This window comes from Streptomyces sp. NPDC047000 (assembly GCF_040644295.1).
GTDB lineage: Bacteria > Actinomycetota > Actinomycetes > Streptomycetales > Streptomycetaceae > Streptomyces.
Genome location: NZ_JBEYWE010000007.1, coordinates 226,481 through 238,418, shown reverse-complemented (window position 1 = coordinate 238,418; position 11,938 = coordinate 226,481). Strand labels below are relative to the sequence as shown.

General features: G+C 73.5%; 13 protein-coding genes. 8 read left to right on the top strand and 5 right to left on the bottom strand.

Translation table 11 applies throughout. The annotated features are described in order from the left end of the window. Nucleotides 1-116 precede the first annotated feature (116 nt). From ABZ862_RS14645 to ABZ862_RS14630, 4 genes are all read left to right on the top strand, one after another. Nucleotides 117-1,178: an ABC transporter substrate-binding protein gene (locus tag ABZ862_RS14645; protein WP_360957123.1), complete on the top strand. Its 1,062-nt coding sequence runs from the start codon at nt 117-119 to the stop codon at nt 1,176-1,178. An 85-nt stretch (nt 1,179-1,263) separates the two neighbouring features. Beyond that, nucleotides 1,264-1,719, top strand: coding sequence for a trehalase-like domain-containing protein (locus ABZ862_RS14640; RefSeq protein WP_360957120.1), 456 nt, complete (start codon nt 1,264-1,266; stop codon nt 1,717-1,719). A gap of 272 nt (nt 1,720-1,991) precedes the next feature. Further along, entirely contained in the window at nt 1,992-2,348 is a 357-nt protein-coding gene (locus ABZ862_RS14635; RefSeq protein WP_360957117.1) for a PRC-barrel domain-containing protein, read from the top strand. 24 nt (nt 2,349-2,372) lie between these two features. Beyond that, the gene (locus ABZ862_RS14630; RefSeq protein WP_360957114.1) at nt 2,373-2,546 is read left to right on the top strand and encodes a hypothetical protein; all 174 of its coding nucleotides are present in this window, start codon (nt 2,373-2,375) and stop codon (nt 2,544-2,546) included. A gap of 248 nt (nt 2,547-2,794) precedes the next feature. Here ABZ862_RS14630 and ABZ862_RS14625 read toward each other — a convergent pair whose 3' ends face one another. Beyond that, nucleotides 2,795-3,082: a DUF5133 domain-containing protein gene (locus tag ABZ862_RS14625; RefSeq protein ID WP_360957111.1), complete on the bottom strand. Its 288-nt coding sequence runs from the start codon at nt 3,080-3,082 to the stop codon at nt 2,795-2,797. A 314-nt stretch (nt 3,083-3,396) separates the two neighbouring features. Here ABZ862_RS14625 and ABZ862_RS14620 point away from each other — a divergent pair, with 314 nt between their 5' ends. Next, a complete protein-coding gene (locus ABZ862_RS14620; protein WP_360957370.1) occupies nt 3,397-3,672 on the top strand; it encodes a hypothetical protein in 276 nt (91 codons plus the stop codon). A gap of 83 nt (nt 3,673-3,755) precedes the next feature. On the opposite strand, the gene ABZ862_RS14615 is transcribed toward ABZ862_RS14620, so the two are convergent. Together ABZ862_RS14615 and ABZ862_RS14610 are read right to left on the bottom strand one after the other, a co-directional pair. Then, nucleotides 3,756-4,868: an enolase C-terminal domain-like protein gene (locus tag ABZ862_RS14615; protein ID WP_360957108.1), complete on the bottom strand. Its 1,113-nt coding sequence runs from the start codon at nt 4,866-4,868 to the stop codon at nt 3,756-3,758. Nucleotides 4,869-5,070: 202 nt separating this feature from the next. Beyond that, nucleotides 5,071-5,922 (bottom strand): helix-turn-helix transcriptional regulator, encoded by an 852-nt coding sequence (locus ABZ862_RS14610; RefSeq protein WP_360957105.1) that lies wholly within the window; start codon nt 5,920-5,922, stop codon nt 5,071-5,073. Nucleotides 5,923-6,010: 88 nt separating this feature from the next. Between ABZ862_RS14610 and ABZ862_RS14605 the strand changes: the two genes are divergently transcribed. After that, a complete protein-coding gene (locus ABZ862_RS14605) occupies nt 6,011-6,814 on the top strand; it encodes an SDR family NAD(P)-dependent oxidoreductase (RefSeq protein WP_360957102.1) in 804 nt (267 codons plus the stop codon). Nucleotides 6,815-7,075: 261 nt separating this feature from the next. On the opposite strand, the gene ABZ862_RS14600 is transcribed toward ABZ862_RS14605, so the two are convergent. Next, nucleotides 7,076-8,287 carry an MFS transporter gene (locus ABZ862_RS14600; RefSeq protein WP_360957100.1) on the bottom strand — a complete coding sequence of 404 codons (1,212 nt, stop codon included), beginning with the start codon at nt 8,285-8,287 and terminating at the stop codon, nt 7,076-7,078. 220 nt (nt 8,288-8,507) lie between these two features. Between ABZ862_RS14600 and ABZ862_RS14595 the strand changes: the two genes are divergently transcribed. Further along, nucleotides 8,508-9,329: a siderophore-interacting protein gene (locus ABZ862_RS14595; RefSeq protein ID WP_360957097.1), complete on the top strand. Its 822-nt coding sequence runs from the start codon at nt 8,508-8,510 to the stop codon at nt 9,327-9,329. 145 nt (nt 9,330-9,474) lie between these two features. Beyond that, nucleotides 9,475-10,692, top strand: a complete 1,218-nt coding sequence (locus ABZ862_RS14590; protein ID WP_360957094.1) for an aminotransferase class I/II-fold pyridoxal phosphate-dependent enzyme — start codon at nt 9,475-9,477, stop codon at nt 10,690-10,692. A gap of 67 nt (nt 10,693-10,759) precedes the next feature. On the opposite strand, the gene ABZ862_RS14585 is transcribed toward ABZ862_RS14590, so the two are convergent. Continuing rightward, on the bottom strand, nt 10,760-11,908 hold the full coding sequence (locus ABZ862_RS14585; protein WP_360957091.1) for an RICIN domain-containing protein: 1,149 nt from the start codon (nt 11,906-11,908) through the stop codon (nt 10,760-10,762). Between the last annotated feature and the right edge of the window lie 30 nt (nt 11,909-11,938).

Below are 11,938 nucleotides of genomic sequence, written 5' to 3'. Positions count from 1 at the left end.
CCGCCCCACGCCCACCCGGCCGTCACCGTGCCCGCGCCCCCACACCCGAGCCCCACACCCCGCATCCCGCGTTCCCTGTCCGCCGCGCCCGCGGCGGTCCGACCCGGAGGACCCCTATGTCCCTCGTACGGCGCTCATCCCCGCGCACCCGCCGGCTGCTGTCCGTCGCCGGTGCCCTGGCAGCCACCGCCCTGGTGCTGACCGGTTGCTCCTCGGCGAACGGCAGCGGCGTCTCCTCGGACGGCTCGGCCAAGCTGAAGCTCGTCCTGGAGTGGTACCCGGACCCGGAGAGCGGGGGCTTCTACGCCGCCCGGTCGACCGGTCTGTACGACAAGGCCGGGCTCGACGTCTCCATCCAGCCCGGCGGGCCCAATGTGTCGGCCACCCAGATCGTCGCGGGCGGCCGCGCGCAGATCGGTCTGGCCGAGGCTCCCGCCCTCGCGCAGGCACGGGCCGACGGCATCCCCGTGGTCGCCATCGGCGCCATGTACCAGACCAACCCGGCCGGTGTGATGGTCCACGCCGACAGCGGCATGAAGAAGATCGAGGACACCGCCGGCCGCACCTGGGTGGTGTCCACCGGGCAGGTCGGTCCCGACTGGGTGAAGCAGAAGTACGGCATCGGCTTCAAGACGCAGGCGTACTCCGGTTCCATCGCCAACTTCCTCAAGAACGACGGCCTGGTGCAGCAGGGCTGGCCGACCAGCGAGCAGTACCAGGCGGGCAAGCAGGGGGTGAGGACGACGTTCTTCAGCTACGCCGACACCGGTTACAACCCCTACGGTGACGTCATCTTCACCACCGAGTCGTTCCTCAAGGAGCACCCCGACCAGGTGAAGGCCTTCCTGAAGTCCTCCATGCAGGGCTGGGCCGACTACATGTCCGACCTGAAGGTCGCCAGGACCGCCCAGGCCGCGATGCGGAAGGCCAACAAGGAGGAGTCCTCCGAGGTCATGTGGTACGCCTGGCAGGAACAGCGGACCTTCATCACCTCCCACGAGGGCGCGGGGCAGCTGGGCGCGATGACGAAGGAGCGCTGGTCCACCCTGCTGTCGCAGCTGCGGAAGGTCGGTGCGCTGAAGAAGACGGTCGACGTCGACGACCTGTACGACTCCTCCTACCTGCCGGACATCGAGGCGCCCGCCTCCCTCCCCAAGGCGCCCGACGGCTCCTTCTGAGTCCTCCCGCGGGCCGGGCCGTGCTCCGAGGCGGTCACTCGGCGCACGGCCCGTTTTGCTCCGGGGCGATCAGGCCCCCCTGCCCATGGCTGAGCGAACGGACAGGCCGGCTGAGGTGCGCGACGGTCGCTGCCCGCCGTGGGTGCTGCGGGACTACGCGGTCCTCGCCGACGGCGAACGCGGCGCGGTGGTGGATCCCGAGGGAAGGATCGTCTGGTTGTGCGCTCCGCGCCGGCACAGCGACGCGGTGTTCTCCGCCCTGATCGGAGGCGCCGGGTACTTCGGGTGCCGAACCGGAGGACGGATGGCATGTGCGGGGCGGCCACTACGAGGACGGCACGCTGATCCGGGTGAGCCGCTGGCTGACCGCCGACGCCGTGATCGAGTGCCGCGACGCGCTGGCGATGCCCGCTTCGGCGGACCGTCTCGTACTGCTGCGCCGGCTGCGGGCCGAGAAGGGCGAGGCCCGGCTGCGGCTCACTCTCGATCCGAGGCCGGGCTACGGAGCCGGCCGGGTCCGGGATCCCCGGCTGGAGGGTGACACGTGGACCGCCGACGCCGGAGGACTACGACTCCGGCCGGCTGGAGTCCCGGTGCGGCACTGCGCGGCAGCCTGCCCCAGTCGTTCGTGCACGCCCTGCTGCTGGAGTGCGCGGTCCGGCCGAACGACGCCTCGGTGCTGCCGTTCCGAGGTGGCCCGCCGGGCCGGGACGACGTCCGTGGCCATGTCGTGGGGCGGGCGGGGGTGACATGCCGTGGCCGTCGTGACATCACCGCCCTCTGCGGGGGTAACCGCGCAGCAGGAGGTTGCACATGTTCGAAGCGTCCGACATCCGGGAGTGGCGGGGTCACGATGTCGTCGACCTCGACGGCCACAAGATCGGGGTTCTGGAGTCCGTCTACGTCGACACGGGCACCGACCAGCCCTCTTTCGCCACGGTGACCGTGGGGCTGCCGACCCGGCGCCGTCTGGTCTTCGTCCCCCTGCCCGGCGCGACCGTCGGCCCGGGCTATCTGAAGGTCACCCACAGCAGGAACACGGTGAAGGCGGCCCCGTCGATCGACACCGACGGCGAACTGGCCGCCACCGGGGAACCGGACGTCTTCGCCCACTACGAACTGCCCTACGCACCGGGTGCCGGCGGGGAGCGGCGCCTGGCCCGCCGCTGACGCGTCACCGCCCCTGGAGTCTTGATGAGCCTGTTCCTGTTCCTGATCCTCGTGGCCGTCGTCCTGGGCATCATCGGTGTGGCGGCGCACAGCCTGTTCTATCTGCTGGTCATCGGCGTCGTCGTCCTCGTCGTCGACCTCGTCTACGCCGCGATGCGTTTCCGGCGCGGGGGCCGGAAGCACCGCATCGCCCGCTGACCGCCCCGCCGCTGACGGTCAGGCCGGGCACGAGGAGCACGTCGGCCGCTGTGCAGGCCAGCGCCTCGGCGGCGAGCATCACCCGCCGCCCGGCGGGCGAACCGAGCGGACCGGCGGGTTCGGCCGGGTCCCCTGCCGCAGGTGCGGTCGCGTCGCGGGGACGGGCCGGCCCGGTGGAGGCCGGGTGACTCTCCCGGTGGCCGTGCGCGCCGGTCACCGCGGGGCGGTCCCCGGGCAGGCGCGGGCTCTCAGCCGGCCGGTGCCGTGCGGGACAGGTGCGGGCCTGCGGGAGCCGGGCCCTGACCGTGTGGCAGGGTGACCGTGCGCGCGGGTCCGGCGGCGGCCGAGGCCAGGCAGGAGTGCGCGATCTCCAGCGCTTCGGCGATCTGGCGGGTGCCGGTGGTGACGCACAGGGTGTACGCGAGATCCCTCAGCCGGGGGCTGGGGACCATGTCCGGGACGAGCGTCTCCTCGGCGAGGGCGGTCTCGTAGTCCTGGACCAGCCGGCGCAGGGTGGCCGGAAGAGGCATCAGCATCGGGAGAACGCTCCTTGGTCTGCGGTCTGCGGGACACGAAGGCGGCCGGCCGTAGCGGCCGGTGCCCGGGCCGCATGGGGCCGCGGGCGGGACACGGGGCGTCCGGGCGGGGAGGCGGCGGCTCGGGGCAGGGGCGCGCCGGGACGGGTGCCCCTCCTCGCGGGTCCCAAACCCTCGGCGGCGCACGGGAGAGGGGCCACCCGGGGAGGAACAAACGGGTGAAACATGCCGATTCGCAAGAACCCGGATGGCGCAAGCGGAAAGGGGCACCCACAGTGAAACCACCCACCACCGGACATGACCGGGAGAACTTCGTGATCGTCAAGAAGATGCATGACATGGGCGTCCGCAGCGAACACGCCTACATGGCCGCCTTCGCTTCCATCGGTCTCACGGCGGTCGCCTGGATGACCAGCCTGAAGGCCGAGCCCGACACCGGCCTGGACCGGGCCGACCGGTGGGGGCTCTTCGTGGGCGAATGGGCTCCCACGTTCTTCGGCCTGGGTCTGGCTCTCTCCCATTACGAACAGCAGGACGGCAGCCTCACCGCGGGCGTCAAGGGGATGCTGCGGGGCGAGTCGGCGGACTGACGCCGTCCGGCTGCCCACGCTCACAGGGGTGCCCGGCGAACCGGGCACCCTGTGCCCGCCCGCTGTGCTTTTCGGTGGAGCCGTCAGGTGCGCCGGGTCCCCCACACGCGGTAGCGCTCGGCGTCCGCCCACTTGACGTCGAGGCCGAGTCCGGGACGGCCGGTGTCGGGGCGCAGGACACCCCCGTCGGGCGACAGCGTGCCGTCGAGCAGCAGGCTCTCGACGCGGACGTGGTCGTGGAAGTACTCCAGGTGCCGCAGCCGCCGCACGGCGCAGAACGCATGGGCCGAGAGCGCCGGCGCGCAGTGGGCCGACAGGTCCATGTGGTGGGCCGCCGCCAGACCGGCCGCCGCCGGCAGGCCGGTGACGCCTCCGCACCGGGTGACGTCGGCCTGGAGACAGTCCACCGCGGGCCCCTCGACGAGGCCGGCGAAGTCCCGCGCGGTGGAGGCGTATTCGCCCGCCGCGATCTCCAGCCGCGCCGGGCCCCGAGCGCGCAGCATGCGCAGACCTGCGAGGTCGTCGGAGCTGACGGGCTCCTCGAACCACCGCACGTCCCACTCGTCGTGGAACCGGCCGGCCCAGTACAGCGCCTCCTTGCGGCCGAGTGCGCCGTTGGCGTCCGTGAAGATCTCCGGCTCGTCGCCGACGGCGGTGCGGACGGCCGTCAGGCGCCGCGGGTCGCACCCGGGATCGCGGGAGGTCTTGAGTTTGACGCGCGGGATCCCCTGGTCCACCCAGCCGGCGAGCTGGTCGGTGAGGCGGTCCAGGGAGTAGTTCGTGAAGCCGCCGCTGCCGTAGACCGGAACCTGGTCGTGCCAGGCGGGAAGCAGGTGGACCAGGGGCAGTTCCAGCAGCCGGGCCTTGAGGTCCCACAGCGCCACGTCCATCGCGGAGACCGCCATGGCGCCGACGCCGGGACGGCCCGCGTTGCGGATCCGGCGGTCCATCAGGTGCCACAGGGCCGGGGGCGAGGTGACACTCCGCCCCCGTACGACGTCGGCGAGTTCGGATTCCGCGAACGCGGCCACCGCCACGTCGCCGTAGGTGTAACCGAGTCCCGTACGGCCGCCGGCGTGCACCCGTACCAGGACCATGGTGGTGGACTCCCATGCGAGGGTCCCGTCCTCCTCCCTGCCGTCCGGACCGTCGGTCGGCACCTCGAAGGCGTGCACCTCCACCGAGTCGACCTCCACCGGGTCCGTCCCGCAGCCGGCCGGCCCGGGTCCCGTGCCGGTCCTCTCCCCGCCCGGCCCCGGCCCGCTCGTGCCGGCCCGCCCGGCAGGGAGCGCGGAACGTGGTCAGCGGGGTGCGTCATGGGCTTCTCCCGGCCGGAAGCGGTGCTCGGTGCCGGAGTCACCCCGGGACGCCGGGGTAAACCCGTCCGGCACGGTTTCCTCAGCCGGGCACGTCCATGCGCTGGGTGCCGATCACCGACAGCAGGCGCAGCGCCTCCTCCGACCGGGTGCCCGGCTCGGCGGTGTAGATCACGACCCGCTGGTCCCGGTCGGTGATGTCGAGGACGTCGCAGTCGACGGTGACGGGGCCGATCAGCGGGTGGTGGACGGTCTTGCGCAGCGTGTGCCCGGCGCGTACGTCGTGGGAGGCCCACAGCCGGGCGAACTCCGGGCTTCCGGAGAGGAGTTCGCCGACCACCGAGGCGACCTCGGGGTCGTCGGGGTAGCGGGCGGCGGCGGCCCGCAGGTGCCGGGCCGCGGTACGGGCGAAGCCGCCGTCGTCGGACAGGCTGTACAGCAGCCGATCGTCTCCCGGCGGGGTGAGGAAGGCACGGCGTACGAGGTTGCGCTCCGGCCGGGACAGCGCCGAGAAGTCCTCCAGGAGGGCGGCCGCCAGGTCGTTCCAGGCGATCACCTCGTACGTCGCGGACAGCACGATCGCCGCCGCGTGCGGGAGCCGCCGCAGGAAGTCGAGGATGCTCTGCGGCACCTCACGGGAGGGTCCGGGCGGCGGGCCCGGCGGAGCACCGGCCAGGTGGTGCAGATGGTCGCGCTCGGCGTCCGACAGGCAAAGGGCGCGGGCCAGGCCGGCGAGCACCTCGCGCGACGGGTGCGGGCCGCGGGCCTGCTCCAGGCGCGTGTAGTACTCGGTCGAGATGAACGCCAGCTGCGCGACCTCCTCGCGGCGCAACCCCGGGGTGCGGCGGCGCGGCCCGGACGGGAGGCCGACATCCGCGGGGGCGATCCGTTCACGCCTGCTGCGCAGGAAGCCGGCCAGCTCGCGTCTGTCCATGCCCTCCAGTCTGCGCGGGCGCCGCGCGGGCTAAACAGGTACCGGCGGTGCCTGGATAGGCCCTGCCGTGAGGGCCAGGCTCGATGTCATGGACAATACGCAGACCACGGATCCGTTCGCCCCCGCCGCACCCGGCCTGCTGACCGGCAAGGTGGCCTTCGTCACCGGCGCCGGGCGTGGCATCGGAGCCGCCGCGGCGCGGCTGTTCGCCCGCGAAGGCGCCCGGGTGCTCCTCGCGGCACGGACGGAATCCCAGCTGGAGGCGGTGACCGTGGAGATCCGTGCCGCCGGCGGCTCAGCGGACCACGTCGTGTGTGATCTCGCCGACGCGGCGAGCGTGCACTCCGCGGTCGAGCGCGCCGTGGAGCTGTACGGCAGGCTCGACGTCGCGTTCAACAACGGGGCGACCGGCCAGCGGCCGGGCCCGATGGACGAGTTACCGGAGGCGGACCTCGACGCCGTCTACCGTGTCAACCTCAAGGGGGTGTGGCTGGCCATGACCGCCGAGGTGGCCGCGATCAGGGCCACCGCGGGCAGCGGCGCCATCGTCAACACCTCGTCCGTCGGCAGCCTCAAGGCCAACCCCACCCTTCCCGCCTACTCGGCGATGAAGCGGGCCGTGAACAGCCTCACGGAGTCGGCCGCCGTCAGCTACGGTCCGGAGGGCATCCGGGTCAACGCCATCGCTCCCGGTACCACGCTGACCGAGATGATCCGCGACTGGGAGGCGGAGGTGCCGGGGGTCGTCGACCGGCTCAACGCGAACACCCCGCTGCGCCGCGCCGCCCACCCGGACGAGATCGCCCAGGCCGCCGCCTGGCTCCTCAGCGACCGGGCCTCGTACGTCACCGGGACGGTCCTTCCGGTCGACGGCGGTATGCAGGCGGCGTGAGCCGGGCGCGCGGCGTACCTCGCGACGCTGCGGCGCGCCGAAGGCCACGGGCGGACCGGCCGGACGGCTGGACGGCTGGACGGCTGGACGACCGTGCCCGCCCTCGTCGTGGCCGGGGGCGTCCCGCGACGCCGGGTGGCGGGGCTTTGGGTCTGACGACGCGGCACGCCCCGCACCGGGGGACACCGTCCGCGCCGTCGTCTCCGGGCGCCGCCCGCGCACCCGTCACGGGCGGCGCCCGGAGGTGAGGCGGCCGGCGGCTCAGCGGCGGGCCGCGGGCGCCTCCGAGGTCTGCGGCAGGGAGGAGACGACCACCTCGGAGCGGCGGCTGCCGCCGCGCTCCAGGAGACCGCCCACCACGGCGAGGGCCAGCCCCGCCAGGGCCAGGCCCGCGCCGACCAGGGACGGCGAGGCCCAGCCCCAGCCGGCCGCGATGACCAGACCGCCGAGCCAGGCGCCGCCGGCGTTCGCCAGGTTGAAGGCCGAGTGGTTGGAGGCCGCGGCCATCGTCGGGGCGTCCTTCGCCTTGGCCATCAGCAGCATCTGGACGGGCGTGGTGATGAAGGAGCTCAGCGCGCCGATCACGGTGATCGTGACCAGCGCGGCCACCGTGCTGTGGACGGCGAACCAGAACGTCACCAGCGCCGCGGCGAGGAGCGCGAACCCCGTGTACAGCGTCGGGCGCAGCGCGCGGTCGGTGAGCGGTCCCGCGGCCAGGGTACCGGCCGTCATGCCGACGCCGAAGAGGGCGAGGACCAGGGTCGTCGAGGAGTCGGAGATGCCCGTCAGGTTCGTCAGCATGGGCACCAGGTAGCTGTAGAGGGCGAAGAACCCGCCGAATCCGATCACCGCGACGGCCAGTCCGATCGCGACCTGCCCGTTGGCCATGGCCCGCAGCTCGTGACGAATGCCGGACTGCCCGGTGCGCGGCTGGTGCGGGACGAACAGGGCCAGCAGGACGAGGGCCACGAGGCCGATCACGGCGACCGCGACGTAGGCGGCACGCCAGCCCAGCTGCTGGCCCAGGGCCGTTCCCGCGGGCACGCCGACGATGTTCGCGACGGTGAGTCCCAGGAACATCCTCGACACGGCGCGCGCGGCCCGGTCGGGGGCGGTCAGCCGGGAGGCGACGACGGCTCCGACGCCGAACAGCGCTCCGTGCGGCAGGCCCGCCAGGAGCCGCGCGGCGAACAGGAGGGGGAAGTCCGGTGCGAACGCGGACGCCAGGTTGCCGGCCACGAACAGTCCGGTCAGCATCAGCAGCAGCCGCTTGTGCGGGACGCGTGCGCCGATGCCGGTCAGCAGGGGGGCGCCCACGACGACACCGAGCGCGTACGCCGAGACGACGTTCCCGGCGTGCGGCACGGAGACGCCGATCCCGTGGGCGATCTGGGGCAGCAGCCCCATGGTGGCGAATTCGGTCGTGCCGATGCCGAACGCGACGACGGCCAGGGCCAGCAGAGCCAGAGGCATGGGGCGGGGGAACCCTTCAGAGACGACGGTCGGGGACTGGTCGGGGGCGGGCTCCGTTGCCCGGCGCGCCCGGAAGGCGGACGCGCCCATGACATATCCAAGTATGACCGGTGGTCCGGACATTCCGAGATCGGCCCCCATGTCCCGTGACGCACGTCATAGACGACCGGGCAAGCCCCGCCCAACCGAGCCGTAAGTAAAGTTAGGCTAACCTTCCTTCATGGCGAAGATCCACAGACTGATGCCGCAACGGCCCCGCATGTTCCGCGCGGCGGTCCTGCGCACGGAACGCGTCTCCCCCTCCGTGCAGCGGGTGACGGTCAGCGGCCCTGACCTCGGCGAGTTCCCCTGGCAGGGCTACGACCACTGGTTCCGGCTCTTCCTCCGGCTCCCCCACCAGCGGCGGCTGCGGCTGCCGGAGTTCAGCGGGTCGCGCTGGTGGCAGGCGTATCTGGCGATCCCGGAGGACGAGCGGCCGCACTGCTCCAACTACACCGTGGCGGGCTTTCGCCGGGAGAGGGCCGAGATGGACATCGACTTCGTCGTCCACCACGGTCCGGCCGGCGAACTCGCGGGCCGGGCCGCGGCCTGGGCGTGCGGCGCACGTCCCGGCGACCCGCTCGCCGTACTCGACCAGGGAGTCCTGTTCGACTGCCCGCCCGACGCCTCCGAGGTCCTGATCGTGGCCGACGAGACCGGGCTGCCCGCCGCCACCGGCATCCTGCGCTCCCTGCCCCGCGACGCCAGGGGCCGGCTGATCCAGGAGGTGCCCACGGCGGACGACCGCCGGGCGCTCGACGCGCCGCCCGGGGTGACGGTGACCTGGGTGGTGCGTGAGGACCGCGGGAGCGTGCCCGGCACCGCGGCCCTCGGCGAACTCCTGCGGCACTCCCCCGCCGACGCCGGCGGGTACGCCTTCGTCGTCGGCGAGTCCACCCTGGCCACCGAGGGACGCCGCCACCTGCGCGACGCCGGCCTGCCGAGGGAACGCATCACCTTCTCGGGTTTCTGGCGCCACGAGGGCCGGCGGCTGGCGGCCTGACCGCCGCGGAGCCCCGCCAGGGCCTGTCCGTCACCGGGCGCGGCGAGCCGTCCGGCTCGGTCGCCCGTCATCTCGCAGGGGTCGCACACACGGTGCGGGCCGAGGGCGTCCGGAGCGGGCCGGCGGCGCGCTTACCCTGTGCGGCATGAGCGGTGTGAACAGGGTGAGCGGTGCGGACGGCACCGGCGGGGACATAGCCGGCGGGGGTGGTCCGCTGGAGCGGCTCTCCCTCGAACAGCTGCGGACGCGGACCAGTGTGAAGTGGCGGGCCCACGACGGTGACGTGCTGCCGCTGTTCGTCGCCGAGATGGACGTCCTGCCGGCCGAGCCCGTGGTCCGGGCCGTCACCGAAGCGATGACGCGGGGCGACACCGGGTACCCGGCCGGGACCTCCTACGCCGAGGCGCTGGCGGAGTTCGCCCGCGAACGGTGGGGGTGGGACGGCGTCGTCGTGGAGCGCACGGCGCGGATGCCGGACGTGATGCGGGGCGTGGCCGAGGTGCTCGCCGTCGTCTCCTCCCCCGGTGACCCCGTCGTCGTCAACTGCCCTGTCTATCCTCCGTTCTACGACTTCGTGACGCACGGCGGGCGGCGGGTGGAGGAAGCACCGCTGGGTGCGGACCTGCGGATCGATCTCGCCGCCCTGGAGGAGGCTTTCGGGCGGGCCGCCCGGCGCGGGGCGCGGCCGGTGTATCTGCTGTGCAGCCCGCACAATCCCACCGGGACCGTGCACACCGCCGACGAGCTGGCCGCCGTCGCCGCGCTGGCGGCGCGGTACGGGGTGCGGGTGGTCGCCGACGAGATCCACGCTCCGCTCGTGCTGCCGGGGGCGGTGTTCGTGCCGTACCTGAGTGTCCCGGGGGCCGGGAACGGCATCTCGCTGATGTCGGCGTCCAAGGCCTGGAACCTCGCCGGTCTGAAGGCGGCGGTCGCGGTAGCGGGCCCTGGCGCGGGCGAGGATCTCGCCCGTGTTCCGTCCTGGGTGCAGGACGGTCCCAGCCATCTCGGGATCATCGCGCACACCGCGGCGCTGCGGCACGGCGGGCCGTGGCTCGACGAGCTGCTCGCCGGTCTCGCCGCCAACCGGCGGCTGCTCACGGAGCTGCTCGCCGCGCGGCTGCCCGGCGTCCGCTACCGGCCCGGCGAGGGGACCTATCTCGCCTGGCTGGACTGCCGTGCTCTGGGGCTGGGTGACGATCCCGCGGCCGTCTTCCTCGATCGCGGCCGGGTGGCCCTCAATTCCGGGCCGTCCTTCGGGAGCGGCGGGGCCGGGCATGTACGGCTCAACCTCGCCACCTCGGCCGAGCTGCTGACCGAGGCGGTGCGGCGGATGGCCGCGGCGGTGGCCGCCGAGGGGCGCTGAGGTTCCGGGCCCGCGTGCCCGGGGCCGGTGCGGTCACGTCGCCGTACCGGCCCGGCAGGCGCAGGGCTCAGTTCTTGGCCCACTTCTGGTTGCCCTGGCCGTTGCAGTCCCAGAGCTGGAGCCGGGCGCCGTTGCCGGTGCCCTGTTCCACCACGTCCACGCACTTGTCGGACGCCGGGTTGACCAGATCGTACGAGGAGTTGAGCCGGAACTGCTGCGCCGAGGAACCGTTGCAGGTGGCCACCTGCACCCTGGTGCCGTCGGAGGTGCCCGCGTCGGCGGCGTCCATGCACAACCCCATGGCACGGATCGTGCCGTCGGACAGGAACCGCCACTGCTGCTGCGGCGATCCGTCACAGTTCCAGATCTGCAGCTGGGTTCCGTCGCCTCCGCCGCTCGGATCGTCGATACAGCGGCCCGAGACCAGGCCGTGCACGGACACCGCCACGACCGCGGTGGTGCCGCCGGTGGACGAACTGCTCTTCTTCGCGGACTTCTTGGTGCCGGACGACGTGCCCGAGGATCCCGAGGTGCCGCTCTTGCCGGACGAGGACCCCGACGACGAGGACGTGCCGCCGCTCGCCGGCTTGCCGTCGGACGAGCTTCCTCCGCTTCCCGAAGCCCGGTGGTCCGATCCCGCCTCGGTGCCGGCAGCGCCGTCCGTCTTCGCCCCGGCTGTGTGCTTCTTCACCGAACCGGCCTTCGCCGGCTGCGCGTTCGGCGTGGGCGAGGCCGATCCGACGGCGCCGATCCCGCTCCCGTCCAGGTCGTCGCCCAGCACCGATCCGGGTGTCGCACCGGCCGACGCGTGGGCGCCGTCCCCGTTCTCGCCGGTCACCAGGAAGGGGACCGCGATCAGCAGGGCTCCCGCGACGGCTGCTCCGGCCAGCACGCTCTTGTGGGGTCTGCCCGGTGCGGCCGCTCGCGCCGCCGCGGCCTCCGGTGCCGCGGCGCCCGACTCGGCCGTCTCCGGCTCGGCGGAGGCGGCTTCGCCGGTTCCACCGGCTTCGCCCGGGTCGGCCTCGTCGGCACCGGCCGTGGCAGGCGCCGGTGCGGGCCCGTCGGCGCCGGTCTCCCCCGCCGCCGCTGCTCCGGCCGCGCCCGTCCCGGCGGCCTCCTCCGGCTCGGCCCCGGGGGCGGTTGCTGCTGCGGAGGCCACGGCCGGGGCGGCCTGAGCCGCCGCGTTCTCCGGACCCGGCGCCTGTGGGGAGGTCATGGGTGCCCTTTCTGGTCTGTGGTGGTCCCG